The sequence below is a fragment of the Sporosarcina jeotgali genome, assembly GCF_033304595.1.
Taxonomy (GTDB): domain Bacteria; phylum Bacillota; class Bacilli; order Bacillales_A; family Planococcaceae; genus Sporosarcina; species Sporosarcina jeotgali.
The window spans coordinates 1466638-1481602 of record NZ_CP116341.1; the positions used below are offsets into that span (position 1 = coordinate 1466638).

14 protein-coding genes are annotated in these 14965 nt (G+C 43.2%); 9 read left to right on the top strand and 5 right to left on the bottom strand.

Annotated elements, in window-relative coordinates:
• Both PGH26_RS07145 and PGH26_RS07150 read left to right on the top strand, forming a co-directional pair.
• Positions 1 to 1062 (top strand): ABC transporter ATP-binding protein, encoded by a 1062-nt coding sequence (locus PGH26_RS07145; protein ID WP_323693303.1) that lies wholly within the window; start codon positions 1 to 3, stop codon positions 1060 to 1062.
• The gene (locus PGH26_RS07150; protein ID WP_323693304.1) at positions 1062 to 2006 is read left to right on the top strand and encodes an ABC transporter ATP-binding protein; all 945 of its coding nucleotides are present in this window, start codon (positions 1062 to 1064) and stop codon (positions 2004 to 2006) included. Before PGH26_RS07145 ends, PGH26_RS07150 begins: the two co-directional genes overlap by 1 nt.
• A 1-nt stretch (position 2007) precedes the next feature.
• Here the strand turns inward: PGH26_RS07150 and PGH26_RS07155 are convergent, their stop codons facing one another.
• Entirely contained in the window at positions 2008 to 3693 is a 1686-nt protein-coding gene (locus PGH26_RS07155; protein WP_323693305.1) for an IS1182 family transposase, read from the bottom strand.
• A 173-nt stretch (positions 3694 to 3866) separates the two neighbouring features.
• Positions 3867 to 5201, bottom strand: a complete 1335-nt coding sequence (glnA, locus tag PGH26_RS07160) for a type I glutamate--ammonia ligase (RefSeq protein ID WP_323693306.1) — start codon at positions 5199 to 5201, stop codon at positions 3867 to 3869.
• 205 nt (positions 5202 to 5406) lie between these two features.
• On the opposite strand from glnA (PGH26_RS07160), the gene cax reads away from it, so the two are divergent.
• Positions 5407 to 6462 (top strand): calcium/proton exchanger, encoded by a 1056-nt coding sequence (gene cax, locus PGH26_RS07165; protein ID WP_431312539.1) that lies wholly within the window; start codon positions 5407 to 5409, stop codon positions 6460 to 6462.
• A 107-nt stretch (positions 6463 to 6569) separates the two neighbouring features.
• Here the strand turns inward: cax and glnA (PGH26_RS07170) are convergent, their stop codons facing one another.
• Both glnA (PGH26_RS07170) and msrA read right to left on the bottom strand, forming a co-directional pair.
• Complete coding sequence (glnA, locus tag PGH26_RS07170) at positions 6570 to 7904, bottom strand: type I glutamate--ammonia ligase (protein WP_323693308.1); 1335 nt, start codon at positions 7902 to 7904, stop codon at positions 6570 to 6572.
• 204 nt (positions 7905 to 8108) lie between these two features.
• Complete coding sequence (msrA, locus tag PGH26_RS07175; RefSeq protein ID WP_323693309.1) at positions 8109 to 8645, bottom strand: peptide-methionine (S)-S-oxide reductase MsrA; 537 nt, start codon at positions 8643 to 8645, stop codon at positions 8109 to 8111.
• Positions 8646 to 8799: 154 nt separating this feature from the next.
• Here msrA and PGH26_RS07180 point away from each other — a divergent pair, with 154 nt between their 5' ends.
• Together PGH26_RS07180 and PGH26_RS07185 are read left to right on the top strand one after the other, a co-directional pair.
• A complete protein-coding gene (locus tag PGH26_RS07180) occupies positions 8800 to 9750 on the top strand; it encodes an LCP family protein (protein ID WP_323693310.1) in 951 nt (316 codons plus the stop codon).
• 32 nt (positions 9751 to 9782) lie between these two features.
• Positions 9783 to 11015 carry an AI-2E family transporter gene (locus PGH26_RS07185; RefSeq protein ID WP_431312521.1) on the top strand — a complete coding sequence of 411 codons (1233 nt, stop codon included), beginning with the start codon at positions 9783 to 9785 and terminating at the stop codon, positions 11013 to 11015.
• A 114-nt stretch (positions 11016 to 11129) separates the two neighbouring features.
• On the opposite strand, the gene PGH26_RS07190 is transcribed toward PGH26_RS07185, so the two are convergent.
• Positions 11130 to 12122, bottom strand: coding sequence for a substrate-binding domain-containing protein (locus PGH26_RS07190; RefSeq protein WP_323693311.1), 993 nt, complete (start codon positions 12120 to 12122; stop codon positions 11130 to 11132).
• A gap of 183 nt (positions 12123 to 12305) precedes the next feature.
• On the opposite strand from PGH26_RS07190, the gene modA reads away from it, so the two are divergent.
• The 4 genes from modA to PGH26_RS07210 are packed head-to-tail and all read left to right on the top strand — an operon-like array spanning position 12306 to position 14945.
• The gene (modA, locus tag PGH26_RS07195) at positions 12306 to 13100 is read left to right on the top strand and encodes a molybdate ABC transporter substrate-binding protein (RefSeq protein WP_323693312.1); all 795 of its coding nucleotides are present in this window, start codon (positions 12306 to 12308) and stop codon (positions 13098 to 13100) included.
• A gap of 9 nt (positions 13101 to 13109) precedes the next feature.
• Positions 13110 to 13799, top strand: coding sequence for a molybdate ABC transporter permease subunit (modB, locus tag PGH26_RS07200; protein ID WP_323693313.1), 690 nt, complete (start codon positions 13110 to 13112; stop codon positions 13797 to 13799).
• A 13-nt stretch (positions 13800 to 13812) separates the two neighbouring features.
• Entirely contained in the window at positions 13813 to 14484 is a 672-nt protein-coding gene (locus PGH26_RS07205) for an ATP-binding cassette domain-containing protein (protein WP_323693314.1), read from the top strand.
• Positions 14485 to 14510: 26 nt separating this feature from the next.
• A complete protein-coding gene (locus PGH26_RS07210) occupies positions 14511 to 14945 on the top strand; it encodes a GNAT family N-acetyltransferase (RefSeq protein ID WP_323693315.1) in 435 nt (144 codons plus the stop codon).
• Positions 14946 to 14965: the final 20 nt, after the last annotated feature.

Here is a 14965-nt window from a genome sequence, read left to right on the forward strand (position 1 = left end):
ATGAGTAAAATATTACAAGTTAAAGATTTAGAGCTTTCCTTCCATACGTTTGCTGGTGAAGTGAAAGCGATTCGCGGAGTGAATTTCGATTTAAATAAAGGGGAGACACTTGCAATTGTTGGTGAGTCGGGATCGGGTAAGTCGGTTACGACAAAGTCAATCATGCGTTTGCTGCCTGAATCAAGTTCTGAATTTAAAAACGGAGAAATTCTTTTTGATGGCAAAGATTTGACGAAGCTGCCAGAAAGAGAGATGCAAAAAATCCGTGGTAAAGATATTTCAATGATCTTCCAGGATCCAATGACTTCATTGAATCCAACGATGACGATTGGTAAACAAATTATGGAACCGATTTTAAAACACCAAAAAGTGAGCAAAGCGAAAGCGCGTAAAGTGGCGATTGAATTGCTCAACATGGTCGGGATTCCAAATGCAGAAAACCGTTACAAAATGTACCCTCACCAATTTTCAGGCGGGCAGCGTCAGCGTATCGTTATTGCAACGGCGCTGGCATGCAATCCGCAGATTCTAATTGCGGATGAGCCGACTACGGCATTGGACGTTACGATTCAAGCTCAAATTTTAGAGCTGATGAAAGATATTCAAAAGAAAATTGATACGTCAATTATCTTCATTACACACGATTTGGGTGTAGTTGCAAACGTCGCAGATCGTGTTGCTGTTATGTACGGCGGAATGATTGTTGAAATCGGCACAGTCGATGAAATCTTCTACAATCCGCAGCATCCTTATACATGGGGGCTATTAAGTTCTATGCCTTCTATGGATCTAAACGAAGAAAAACTGTATGCTATTCCGGGCACACCGCCTGATTTGTTGAATCCTCCTAAAGGGGATGCATTTGCTCTTCGCAGTGAGTATGCGCTGAAGATTGATATGGAACAGCCGCCTCCATTTTTCCAAGTGAGTGATACGCACTATGCGGCAACTTGGTTATTGCATCCGCAAGCACCTCAAGTGGAGCCGCCGGCAGGAATTATTGAGCGTATGCGTACTTTCCCAGGCAGCAGATACTATGAAGCAACAGGAGGGCGTGCGTAATGTCTGATGTATTATTAGAAGTTAAAAATCTAAAACAATATTTCAATCAAGGAAAGCCGTCCGAAGTCCGCGCGATTGACGACATCAGCTTCTCGATTAACCGAGGCGAGACGTTCGGCCTTGTTGGAGAATCGGGTTGCGGTAAATCTACGACAGGACGGACAATTATCCGGCTCTATGATGCAACAGATGGAGAAGTGCTTTTTAACGGAGTGAATGTCCAAGATAAGAAATCAAAAGCCGGAAACAAGGATTTCAACCGAAAAATGCAGATGATTTTCCAGGATCCCTATGCGTCATTGAATCCTCGAATGAAAGTTATGGATATTATTGCTGAAGGGATCGATAATAACGGTCTTGCAAAATCTAAAAAAGAGCGTAAAGAAAAAGTAATCTCCCTGCTTGAAACTGTTGGACTGAATCGCGAGCACGCCGAACGTTATCCGCACGAATTCTCCGGCGGTCAGCGCCAGAGAATCGGGATTGCACGTGCACTTGCTGTTGATCCTGAATTCATCATTGCGGATGAGCCGATTTCCGCTTTGGATGTATCCATTCAGGCCCAAGTCGTTAACTTGCTTAAAGACTTGCAAGAAGAACGCGGACTGACGTATTTGTTCATCGCGCACGATTTATCGATGGTGAAATACATTTCTGACCGTATTGGCGTTATGTATTTTGGGAAACTCGTTGAGATGGCGTCTGCGGATGAGCTGTACCGCAATCCGATGCATGCATATACGAAGTCACTGCTTTCAGCAATTCCGCTTCCAGACCCAATCTACGAGCGTTCACGCGTACGTACTCCATACAATCCAAAAGATCATAACTATGGACCAGATGTGCACGTGGAGTTCCGTGAAATCGCTCCTGAACACTTCGTTCTTTGCTCTGACAAGGAATTCGAAGAAATGAAAAAGAGCTACGTACCAAAAGACATTTAATTTAAAAAGAGGCTGGGACACAACCAGTCAGATTGAAGCAAAAAAAGCGAGTGTTCACCGATTTTTGGTGAGCACTCGCTTTTTTTCTCGTATTCTTTCCGTTTTCTGATGCCTGAATGTTGTTTATGGCCGTGTATTTCCTCAAATTCACGGCCATGAATGCGAAGCCCAGTTCATTTTTCACCTTATCATTTCCCCGCACAGAGAAACGAGTGAACGCCAAATTCGCCTTCAGAAATCCAAAAACTGGTTCTACGTCGATTTTCCGTTGACCGTAGAGTGAACCTGTTTTCTCTTCTGAAAGCTTCGCTCGAATGATTGTTTTATGCATTTCCCATTTTTCATTGATATACAATTTCCGGTTGTTGCCTTCCTGCGCTTTCGTACAAAGGGAGCGCAATGGGCAATCGGAACAATCGTCGCATTCATACGCTTTGTATTCGCGTGTGAATCCGTATTTGTCGGTTCGTTTTGAAAAATGGCTAAATCCTAGCCTGCGGCCATTCGGACAAGTGTAGGAATCCGCTTCCTCATCATAAGCCCAGTTCATTGTGTTGAACGGATCTTCTTTGTATTTCTTTGTCTTTTCCTTCCGATACTGATTATAGGTGATCAATGGTGTACGCTTTCTGTTTTCAAGGATATCTCCATAGTTCTGTTCACTGCCATAACCAGCATCTGCGACTATGTACTCCGGCAGCTCGAAATAGTCTTTCTCGATGAGATTAAGAAACGGGATGAGTGTTCGTGTATCCGTTGGGTTTGGGTAGATATCGTAAGCAAGCGCATACTGTCCTTCGGTTGCCACTTGCACATTGTAGCCTGCCTTGAGCTGGCCATTACTCATATGATCCTCCTTCATCCTCATGAAGGTGGCGTCATGATCCGTCTTGGAATAGCTGTTACGGTCTCCAAAAATCGCCATGTCGATCCGGTATTTCTCTTTGCGTTGTAAAAAATCCTGGAACTTTTTTCGATACTGTTTTGGTTCCTTGCGTTGCGACCGCAGCTCTTTTCGAACTTCTGTATCGTCGCTTTCTTCAATTTTTTCATCGTAGGTCTGTACCGTATCTTCCAGCTTGTTGAGGATGTTGGACAGTTCGTTCGTGGTAAGCTCGTCCGAACTTTCTCGTTCGATCTCCGGTATGATGTTCTTTTCCAAAAGCTCCTCATACATCTGATTCGATTTTTCGACCAGGCTCGCACTGTATCTTTCAACGGCTTTACGCCAGACGAAGGTGTACTTGTTAGCATTGGCTTCGAGTTTAGTCCCGTCTATGAAGATGGCTTCTTCTTCGATTTGCTTTTCTTCTACGAGTCGGCAGCGGAATTGTACAAAGCATTGGCGAAGAAGCTCTTTCACTTCGGGGTGGACCCGGAAGCGATTGATCGTACGATAGGTTGGTTCATATCCCTGAGCCAGCCACATCATCCGGACACTGTCTTTCAAAAGCCCTTCAATCTTTCTGCCAGAAAACACGGACTGGGTGTAAGCGCAGAGCAAAATCTTCATCATCATGCGCGGATGATAGGCAGGGCAGCCGGTTTCACGCAAAAAGCCTGTGAAGGCTTCTCCGGGGATCGACTCCACGAGCTCATTCACAGCGTAGGCAATATCATCTTTCTGTAGCTTCATTTCCATATCGAGCGGCAAAATTAGTTGATTCATGTTATACTCTTTAAACATAGGAAGACCTCCTTAAATGGTTTGTGGTGAATCTATTTTAACAGAGTGTCTTCCTATTTTCCTTTCTAAAATACCAAAAGAACGAATCCCTAGGATAATTCCTTAGGATTCGTTCTTTTTTAATTTACTGAGTTTTGTCCCAGCCTCTTTTTGTATTCAAGTCCAATATGCTTTTAGTACATCTTCATATAGCGTTCAATTTCCCAAGGATGCACTGTAATTCGGTAGCTGTCCCATTCTCGTTGTTTTGCTTCTTTGTAGTTGGCGTAAATATGTGCTCCTAATGCATCTTGAATGATCGAATCTTCTCCGAGTGCCAGCAATGCATGATCGAGGTCAGTCGGCAGCGTGACAATGCCTTCATTTTCTAATTCGGCAGCATTCATCTCATAAATATTGCGATCACAAGGTTTACCGGGATCGAGGTCACGTTGTATTCCGTCAAGTCCAGACTTAAGAATTGCAGCGAGTGCTAGATAAGGGTTGGCAACAGAATCGACTGAGCGTACTTCGATTCGTGTACTCAAGCCCCGTGATGCGGGTATTCGGATCAGCGGGCTACGGTTTTGTGCAGACCATGCAATGTAGCAAGGCGCTTCATAACCTGGGACAAGACGTTTGTATGAGTTGACTGTAGGATTTGTAATTGCTGTGAATCCTTCAACATGGTCAAGAACACCTGCCATGAACTGATATGCAGTTTCACTTAATTTGCGCTCTCCGTTTTCATCGAAAAATGCGTTCTCGCCATCTTTAAACAGTGAGATATTGCAATGCATGCCTGAACCATTGACACCAAAGATTGGTTTTGGCATGAACGTTGCATGCAGACCGTGTTTCCGGGCGATTGTTTTCACAACAAGTTTGAATGTCTGGATATTGTCACAAGCTGTTAATGCGTCTGCATATTTAAAATCGATTTCATGCTGTCCAGGAGCCGCCTCGTGATGAGAAGCTTCCACTTCAAATCCCAGCGCTTCCAATTCAAGGACAATATCCCGTCTGCAGTTTTCACCAAGATCGAGTGGAGCGAAATCGAAATAATCCCCATGGTCATTCAATTCCATTGTTGGTTCACCGTTACTATCTAATTTAAATAGGAAGAATTCTGGTTCAGGCCCTAAATTGAAGTCGGTGAATCCCATTGCTTCCATTTCGCCTAGAATTCGTTTTAAGTTACCCCTTGGATCACCCGGGAAAGGTTCTCCATTCGCAAGAGATACGTCACATATGAGACGCGCTACTTTTCCTGTGCCTGAAGGCCAAGGGAAGACCATCCAAGTGTTTAAATCGGGAATTAAGTACATATCCGATTCTTCAATTCTTACAAAGCCTTCAATGGATGAACCATCAAACATCATTTTATTATCGAGTGCTTTTTCAAGCTGGCTGATAGGAATTTCAACGTTCTTGATCATTCCGAGAATGTCAGTAAATTGCAAACGGATGAAATTCACATTATCCTCTATCACATATTTTCGAATGTCGTCTTTTGTTGTATTCCTCATCTGGCCACTTCCTTTTTAAAAGTTTGTCATTATCATAGTTGCATAATAATTTTTTATAATACGCATATTTAACTCTATTTACAAGAAATTTTTTCAATTAAATTGAAATGATTCGTTTAAAAGTAAAAAATAAAGTTTGCTCATGAAGTCAGGAGGGAATTAAAGGATAGGTTAATAAACTGAATGTGTATAAAAAAGGGGGATTATTATGAATCGTATTTTTTCAATCGTGGTTTTTGTAGGCGTTCCCGTTGTTGCGCTGGGTGCTTTCTTAAATTGGTCGGATCTCATAATGTTTGCACTAAGCTGTATAACAATTATTGGACTGTCGGGTTTCATTGGCAGGGCTACGGAAAGTCTTGCGATTGTAAGCGGACCTCGAATCGGGGGTCTTCTGAACGCAACGTTTGGCAATGCAGTTGAACTGATTATATCTATTTTCACGCTGAAAGCCGGTCTTATCGGAATTGTTCTGGCATCACTGACAGGTTCAGTACTTGGGAATTTACTGCTCGTACTTGGATTGTCATTTTTCGCAGGGGGTCTGAAGTTCAAAAAACAGAATTTCAGTCTTCACGATTCCCGCTATAACTCAGGACTACTGATTTTTGCAGTAGTTGTGGCTTTTGTTGTTCCAGAAGTATTTTCGATGACAATGGACCCTGCCACAACGTTTCACTTAAGTATCAGTGTATCCATCATCTTAATTGCGATCTATTTGTCAGGTTTGTTTTTCAAGCTGGTTACTCATCGCGGTGTATTTGCTTCCGGAGATGAAGCGGTGGAAGAGGAAGAAATCCCTGAGTGGACGAAAGGGAAATCTATGCTGGTCTTGCTGCTTAGTACAGTAGCAGTTGCATTTGTTTCAGAGCGTCTCGTCCATACGTTTGAGACACTAGGCGAACAATTTGGATGGACAGAACTTTTTATCGGGGTCATTATCGTAGCGATTGTCGGGAACGCTGCGGAACACGTATCTGCGATTACGATGGCTATGAAAAATCGTATGAACGTGTCTGTTGAAATTGCAGTCGGTTCCACATTGCAAGTGGCCATGTTTGTCGCACCCGCACTTGTGCTAATTTCGATATTTATGCCCGAGCAAATGCCGCTCGTTTTTACAATTCCAGAATTGGTCGCGATGGTGACCGCAGCACTCCTTGTTATCAGTTTATCGAATGATGGTGAATCGAATTGGTTTGAAGGTCTAATTCTATTTGCTGCCTATATCATCATGGGAATCGGTTTCTTTCTATTGTAATGACTAAGCGGAAATTAAAATCCTTTTAGTCAAAATAAAACCCGCACACTCAAGATTCATTGGGTGTGCGGGTTTCTCGTTGTTATAAAAAGATGATCGTACAGTCATTAATAGATTCGTCGATACTGATCGATTTCCCATGGATGTACGGTGATCCGGTAACTGTCCCACTCTTTTTGTTTTACTTCCCTGAAGTTTGTATAGATGTGTTTCCCTAACGCTTCTTGCATCACGGGGTCTTTATCTAACGCAATCAACGCATGATCGAGATCCGTAGGCAACGTTTCGATTCCTAATTCATCGAGTTCCTGTACACTCATTTCATAAATGTTGCAGTCACACGGGTCTCCTGGATTCAGTTTCTGTTCGATACCGCTTAATCCGGCTTTTAGAATAGCGGATAGGGCCAAGTAAGGGTTCGCTACCGAATCGACGGATCGCACCTCGATTCGCGTACTCAATCCGCGGGAAGCTGGAATCCGGATTGCCGGGCTTCTATTTTGTGCAGACCACGCAACGTAGCAAGGAGCTTCGAAACCTGGAACGAGTCTTTTGTAAGAATTGACAGTAGGATTGGTGATCGATGTGAATCCTCTTACATGCTTTAGCACACCTGCCATGAACTGATACGCAGTTTCACTAAGCTTTCGTTCTCCATGTTCATCGTAAAATGCATTTTTTTCGCCTTTAAATAGAGAAATATTACAATGCATCCCGGAGCCATTCACACCAAAGATTGGCTTCGGCATAAAAGTAGCATGGAAACCGTGTTCCCGCGCGATTGTTTTTACGACTAGTTTAAACGTTTGGATATTGTCACAAGCTCTTAAAGCGTCAGCATATTTGAAATCGATCTCGTGTTGACCGGGTGCTGACTCATGGTGGGAAGCTTCCACTTCAAAACCAAGTTCTTCGAGCTGCAAGACGATATCCCGTCTGCAATTTTCGCCTAAATCTAAAGGCGCAAAGTCGAAATAGTCTCCTTGGTCGTTCAAGTGCATGGTCGGTTCCCCGTGGCGGTCCAATTTAAATAAGAAAAACTCAGGTTCTGGCCCTAAGTTAAAGTCCGAGAAGCCCATATCTTCCATTTCTTTTAGAATTCGTTTTAAATTCCCTCGTGGATCGCCAGGGAAGGGAGATCCATCAGCTTGGGCGACATCACAGATAAGGCGAGCTACTTTTCCAGTACCGGAAGGCCATGGAAAGACCATCCACGTATCCAAATCAGGAATCAAATACATATCCGATTCTTCGATTCGTGTAAATCCTTCGATAGAAGATCCGTCAAACATCATTTTGTTATCAAGAGCTTTTTCAAGCTGAGTAACAGGGATTTCTACGCTCTTGATCATTCCGAGAATGTCAGTAATTTGGAGTCGGATGAAATTCACATTCTCGTTTTTGGCGTAATTTCGAATATCATCTTTTGTCATCTTACTCAATCAAGGCACGTCCTTTTAGAATAGTTTTTATTATCTAACTTGAATAATAACTTATAATTATACACACCGTTTCTAGTATTATCAAGAAAACAGCTCCGGCTTTCGACAAAAACTGAGAGATTTACGTTGTTTTATAAAGCCGAATCCGGATCTAAGAGAAGCTTCAAATAGGGAGACATTTTATCCGTATAAAAAAAGACCACATCACTTGTGGTCTTCCCAATTCGCTTGAATGAATTCGTCACGTCCTGATTGTGCCCGGTCTTCTTCATATGCAGCTTGTTCTTTTTTATAAAAGTCTTGGTGGTAATCTTCAGCTAGATAGAACGTTTCAGCTGGGCGGATTACCGTTACGATGGGCTTTGTGAATCTGCCGCTAGCAGCCAGTTCGTTTTTAGATTTCTCGGCAGCCAGCCGCTGCTGTTCGTTTGTATAGAAGATAGCTGTGGTATACGAATGCCCCCGGTCCTGAAACTGTCCTCCAGCATCCGTAGGATCTATTTGCGGCCAATAGAGTGCCAATAAGTCTTCATATGGGTAAACTGCAGGGTCGAATGTGATTTCGACCACTTCCAGATGTCCCGAATTGCCTTCTTTGACTTGCTCGTATGTCGGGTTTTCAATAGATCCGCCCATATACCCGGATACGACACTATGAATCCCGTCCCATTCTGTAAACGGCTTGACCATACACCAAAAACAGCCTCCAGCTAAAATTGCTTTTTCGAGTTGCTCCATCATCTCTACCTTCTTTCCATTCACTACGTTCTTATATCTTAGACGTTCACTCTTTAGGTGTCCAGTGTTCGAGCATGATATAATAGTGTTTCAGCATGCAACCAACGACTCAAGAGAACGTCCTGTTTTGTGACTTCACTATTGGGGGAATACTAAAATGTCAGAACACTATGAAGGTCCTGTCCCGAAAAGGCGGAGACGACGCAGATTGCGGAAAGGCAGAGTCCTCGTTACTCTTTTTTTAGCTGGATTTGTCGCAATAGGACTTTTTTCATCTTATCAATATATAGCAGGCAAACGAGCCGTTTCTAAAAACGCAATAGAGCCAGGCAGCTTCGAAGGGGATATGCTCGATCCTTCGGCATCGTCTGTTGAGAACTTTTTATTACTCGGAGTCGATGATGATGGAAGCGGGAAATCGCGGACAGACACGATGATGGTCCTCTCTTGGGATAAACAAGCGAAGACCATGAAACTTGTATCATTCATGCGTGACATCTATGCAGATATACCGGGATACAAATCGTACAAACTGAACACAGCTTATTATTTAGGCGGTGTTCAAAGTGCAAAGGATACGATTACAGGTATGTTCAACCTACCGATTCATCATTATGCCATCGTCGACTTTGACAATTTTGAAACGATCGCAGACACCGCATTTCCTGACGGAGTGGAAATGAATGTGAAAAAAGAGATGTCTGAGAAAATCGGAGTCACTTTGATGCCAGGTCTGCAAAAGCTAAATGGAAAAGAGTTATTGGGTTATGCTCGTTTCCGTGCAGATGCTGAAGGCGATTTTGGACGGGTCAGCCGTCAGCAAGAAGTCCTGTCGGCTGTTAAGAAGCAGGCAATGACGCCAGGTATGCTGGTCCGTGCACCAAAAATTGCCGGTGTGATTTCGCAAACTGTGGAAACGGATCTTTCTTCTAAAGAAGAACTTTCACGTTTGACAAGTCTTTTGGTGAAAGGCGGGGCAGAAATTGAAACGCTGACCATTCCCGTAAAGGGTTCGTATTCGTTTGCCGATTACTCACATGCAGGATCAGTGATAGAAGTGAATCTAGACAAAAACCGCGAAGCAATTCGTTCATTCATTTCTAATTAATAGGAAAACATCTTATTGAAGGAGTGGGGGATTTGGCAGAAAAGAAAGAAGTGCAAAAAATTGAAGAGCCAGACGAAGAATATGGGATCCCTGTTAAGAATCGTATTATCCGGTTCCTAGGAGGCAAGACCACACTCTTCATTTTAATCGTGCTGCTGCTAGTTGGAGTGAACGTGATGATTTTTGATAAAGTCTCGTTCATTTTTTATCCGATCAAAGTTCTTTTTTCAACAGTAGTGCTGCCGATTATTTTAGCAACGATTCTTTATTACTTATTGCGTCCGCTTTTGCATCTTCTTGAAAGAATAAAAGTCCCTAAAGTATGGGGGATTGCAATTATTTTCCTGACTGCGATTGGACTCATTACGCTGCTCGTATTTCTTGTCTTACCCTTTTTGAAAATACAGTTTTGGAAGCTGGTCGAAGAATTTCCGACAACCTTCAATCAGCTGATTCTTACGCTGGATTCTTTTTTCAGCAACTCTTTATTCGCGCCTTACTATAAACAGCTGGATATTAATGCGGCAGAGTTATTGGATTCCGGCCTTGAAAATATCGGACAGATGATTGCTGATGCTCTTGGCGGCATCGCTTCTGGTTTAACCACTTTCATCTCTGCATTGACGGGAATTATTCTTTCCATCGTTACCGTTCCATTCATTCTGTTTTATCTCTTAAAGGATGGTGATAAACTTCCAAGCTACGTTATGAAGCTATTACCTCCGAGAATGCGTGATGATGCTCAGTCTATTTTAGGAAATGCTGATCATCAAATCAGCGCATACATCCAAGGCCAGATCTTGGTAGCGATGTGCATCGGTACGATGGTAACGATTGGTTTCTTAATCATTGATATGAAATATGCGGTATTGCTCGGTGTGCTTGCCATGTTTACAAGTGTGGTTCCATATCTCGGTCCTGTCATTGCAATTACACCGGCAATTATTATTGCGATTGTCACGTCTCCTTTTATGCTTGTGAAGCTGGCAATTGTCTGGACTGTGGTTCAGCTGGTGGAAGGAAAATTTATTTCACCTCAAATCATGGGGAAGTCGCTTCATATTCATCCAATCACGATAATTTTCGTCCTGTTAACGGCAGGTTCGTTATTTGGAGTGGCGGGAGTTATTTTAGGGATACCCGGTTATGCGTTACTCAAAGTTTTCACAACACATTTGTTCCAGCTGCTGAAGGTTCGTTATAATAAATACGAAGTAGATGTCCGGATGCACTATGAGCGACCGAATTATGAAGATGAGAAATAGGAGAGAGCAGTCTTGCTAATAGGCAAGGCTGTTTTTTTGTTCACGGTTTTATCATAATCGTATTATGTAAAGCTGTTGTGAAAAAAACGCACTCTTTCCAAAGGGAAGAGTGCCTTATGGTGTATCGTATACGATGCGTCCGATTCGGGAGAAATCATACCCTTTTATCGTCGAGAGTTCTTTCTTGAATGATTCAGATTGCAGGATGGTCAAAACCGTTTCACGTAATGCTTTGTTGTCTTCACGCTTGATCATCACTAAGTCATATTGTTCTTCAGTCATAGGGATATAATCGACATTCACTAACTGTGCATTCTTTTCAATCCCGACACCAATATCTGCTTCTCCTGCAGCCACTTTACTAGCTACTGCTAAGTGGGTTGTTTCAATGTTTTCATAACCCGTTATTGTTTTTGGAAGGACACCCTCTAATCGCAGTCTCTCATCTGTTAACACTCGGATCCCTGAACCCAGTTCACGATTAACCATTCGAACATCGTTGCGGTTTAAATCACGCCAGCTTGTAATACTTTTCGGATTTCCAGGCTGAACATAGAAACCTGCTGATCGGGAGAGTAAATTGACTACCGTATAGTCACGTCCGATGAGTATACGGCGAATGTAGGGGAGGTTATAAGAACCCGTGTCTCCATCAAAGAGATGAGTACTTACAATATCCGCTTCGCCTTGAACGAGTGCCAGTAAACTATTCAAACTCCCGCTGTGGGATCTGAGAGTCCGAAAGTTACTGGCTGCATCAGAAATTGCGTTTGCCAGCAAATCGAGTGTAACATCTTGTCCGCTAATGATTACGTGCTGCATTGCACGCGGCGGAGTAAGAGGAGGGAGCGATTGTTTCTCCAAGACAGTTGGAGCAACGGGTTCATTTTTTTGTAATGGAGGAGCTTCTGCCGCCGAGCGGTCTGCACCGCCTTTCATACGGTCTTTATACGCTTCGAAGTCAGTTGCGTCAATCCTCATTTGTCTACCAACCCGGTAGGCAACGATTTCACCTTTTTTTATAAGGTCATACACGGTTAGCTTTGATACTTGAAGCAGGTCAGCGAGATTTTCAGTCGTATACGATGCTTTATCCTGTGCATTCAACGTAAATACCTCCATTCTTTCTTCTATCTTCTCTTATTTTTAGAATTATTGCAATAGACATAACAAGTTACAAGGAGTAATAGTTAGAATTATTTAATTATATATAGATAAAGAGAGTTCCCTTATGTTATAACTAGTTATAGGTAGTTATAATTAAGTATAAATAGGGAAGGGGAGATTGATTTGAGTAAAAGGAGTATTGTATTTGTGTTGGCAGTTATGTTGCTATTGCTGGCAGGGTGTTCAAAGGAGAAAACAGCGTCTGAAGGGAATGGAACCAATACTGCAGAAAAAGTGGAACTGCACATTTCTGCGGCAGCCAGCTTGACAGATGCGTTGGATGACTTCAAGAAAACCTATGAAAAAGAACATGAGAACGTAGAGTTGACGTTCATGTATGGCGGTTCTGGTAAGCTTGCGACGTCTATTGAAAATGGAGCCCCTGCTGACGTATTTTTGTCTGCGAGTAAAAAAGATATGGATGCGCTTGAAGACAAAGAGTTACTAGATGCATCCACACGAAAAGATTTTACGAGAAATGTGCTGGTTTTGATTGCAAATGAAGATTCAGATTCAACCCTAACGAGTTTTGATGACATTGATGCGGCTGAAATAGATCATTTCGTCATTGGTGAACCTGAAAGTGTTCCTGTCGGCCGATATACAAAAGAGGTATTTGAACATCTGAAACTTTGGGAGCCGCTGCAGGATAAGCTCGTTCTTGCTTCAGATGTAAGACAAGTGCTAACACAAGTCGAACTGGGAAATGCGGACTACGGGGTTGTCTATTCGAGTGATGCCTTCATTTCTGATAAAGTGAAAGTACTCGCAGAAGCCGATCCCAGCTGGCATGAGCCAATTGTGTATCCAGGTGCAGTCTTGAAAGATTCCAAGCACGCTGACGAGGCCCAGCAATTTTTCGCAGCTTTACTGAGTGAGCAAGGTCAAGAAACGCTTGCTAAGTACGGATTTAAGTAAGAAAGAGAGGTGGACGATGTGGATTTAAGTCCTTTATTGCTTTCTGTTAAAGTAGCGGTCATCTCCACCGCTATTGTGTTTGTTCTAGGCGTGTTTTTAGCTCACTTGTTTACAAAACGGCAATTTTTCGGGAAGACGATTTTTGAATCGCTATTTCTTCTGCCGCTGGTGCTGCCGCCGACTGTCGTAGGTTTCGGGCTGCTGATTCTATTTGGCAAGAAAGGCTGGATCGGCAGCTGGCTGCTGGAAACTTTCGATATCCAAATTGTATTTACTTGGACGGCTGCAGTTATTGCATCTGTAGTCGTCAGTTTTCCTCTTATGTATCAAAGTGCAGCTGCGGCCTTTGACGGTTTAGACAATAGGTTAGGGGATGCAGCGCGTACAATGGGTGCTTCTGAGTGGCGGGTTTTCAGGACGATTACGTTTCCGCTTGCATGGCCCGGCCTGCTTGCGGGGCTTGTCCTGTCATTTGCCAGGGGGCTTGGAGAATTCGGGGCTACGCTGATGCTTGCTGGATACATACCTGGAAAGACCGACACGATTCCTATGGCGATATACTTTGCTGTGGAAGCGGGGAAGATGGAGAAAGCAACATTTTGGGTCGTTATCATTACAGCACTGGGATTCAGTACAATTCTTTGGTTAAACTGGTGGAGCAAGCGCAACTTAAGACGATTCGCTTCTGAAAAACGTTAGGGGGGGTGTTTCGATGTTAGACGTATCGATTAGGAAACGGCTTGATCACTTTGAGCTGGATGTCAGTTTTCAAGCACATGATGAAATTATCGTTCTTGCGGGGTCATCAGGTGCAGGGAAAACAACAATTTTGCAAGTGCTTGCCGGATTAACTGAACCTGATAGCGGGACCATCACGCTGAAAGGCAAAAGCTACTTTGATGGCAAGAAGAATTCACTGCCTGCACGGTCCCGTAATATCGGATACTTATTCCAAGATTACGCGCTGTTTCCGCATATGACCGTGGAGCGCAATATCTACTATGGAATCCACAAGCAGACGACCGAGAATACGGGATTTATCATCGAACAATTACTGGCTGTGCTTGGCATCAGCCATTTGCTGAACAAGTATCCTCACCAGATTTCTGGCGGAGAAAAACAGCGGGTTGCTCTTGCTCGTGCGCTTGCCACAGAGCCTGATTTGCTTCTATTGGATGAACCCTTATCCGCTTTGGATGAAGACACGAGAGAAGAGTGTCAAAATGAACTGCTCCGATTGCATGAATTATGGAAAATCCCGTTCTTGATTGTGACACACAGCCGATCCGAGGCTGAAAAGTTGGGCGATCGGGTGCTTCATTTGAAAAAGGGCTTGATTGTCAATGAGAGTCGTGGAACAATGAAAGAAATCCCTGTGTACTAAGTGACGGGATTTCGGAGGCGATTCCTATGGACGACATTACAATTGTTCCACTGACGACCGAAGAAGAATTAGTTGAAGCTTTTCCGATTATGAATCAGCTCCGTACCCATTTAAATCAGGAAGAGTATTTGGAACTTGTGTATGAGTCTGGAGCAAAAGAACGATACCAACTGCTTGGATTACGCGATGGCGACGTTTTGAAAGCAGTCATCGGCTTTAAACCGATGATTACGCTTTACTATGGCCGCTCGTTATGGGTGTGTGACTTAGTAACGGACAAATCAGCACGGTCTAAGGGCTATGGAGATAAGCTGCTGACACATGTTGAGCAATGGGGCAAAAAACATAATTACGAGTCAATTGCGTTGTCTTCCGGGTTACAGCGTACGACTGCTCATCACTTTTATGAAGAGAAAATGGACTACAGCAAAGTGAGTATTGTGTTCAAAAAGGAATTTTGATGCTGGAAGTGCCGTTTTCA

What these genes read in the sequence shown, in the direction of transcription:
- PGH26_RS07145 (WP_323693303.1), top strand. Translation starts at nt 1, where the DNA reads ATGAGTAAAATATTACAAGTTAAAGATTTAGAGCTTTCCTTCCATACG.
- PGH26_RS07150 (WP_323693304.1), top strand. Translation starts at nt 1,062, where the DNA reads ATGTCTGATGTATTATTAGAAGTTAAAAATCTAAAACAATATTTCAAT.
- PGH26_RS07155 (WP_323693305.1), bottom strand. Translation starts at nt 3,693, where the DNA reads ATGTTTAAAGAGTATAACATGAATCAACTAATTTTGCCGCTCGATATG.
- glnA (WP_323693306.1), bottom strand. Translation starts at nt 5,201, where the DNA reads ATGAGGAATACAACAAAAGACGACATTCGAAAATATGTGATAGAGGAT.
- msrA (WP_323693309.1), bottom strand. Translation starts at nt 8,645, where the DNA reads ATGATGGAGCAACTCGAAAAAGCAATTTTAGCTGGAGGCTGTTTTTGG.
- PGH26_RS07180 (WP_323693310.1), top strand. Translation starts at nt 8,800, where the DNA reads ATGTCAGAACACTATGAAGGTCCTGTCCCGAAAAGGCGGAGACGACGC.
- PGH26_RS07205 (WP_323693314.1), top strand. Translation starts at nt 13,813, where the DNA reads ATGTTAGACGTATCGATTAGGAAACGGCTTGATCACTTTGAGCTGGAT.
- PGH26_RS07210 (WP_323693315.1), top strand. Translation starts at nt 14,511, where the DNA reads ATGGACGACATTACAATTGTTCCACTGACGACCGAAGAAGAATTAGTT.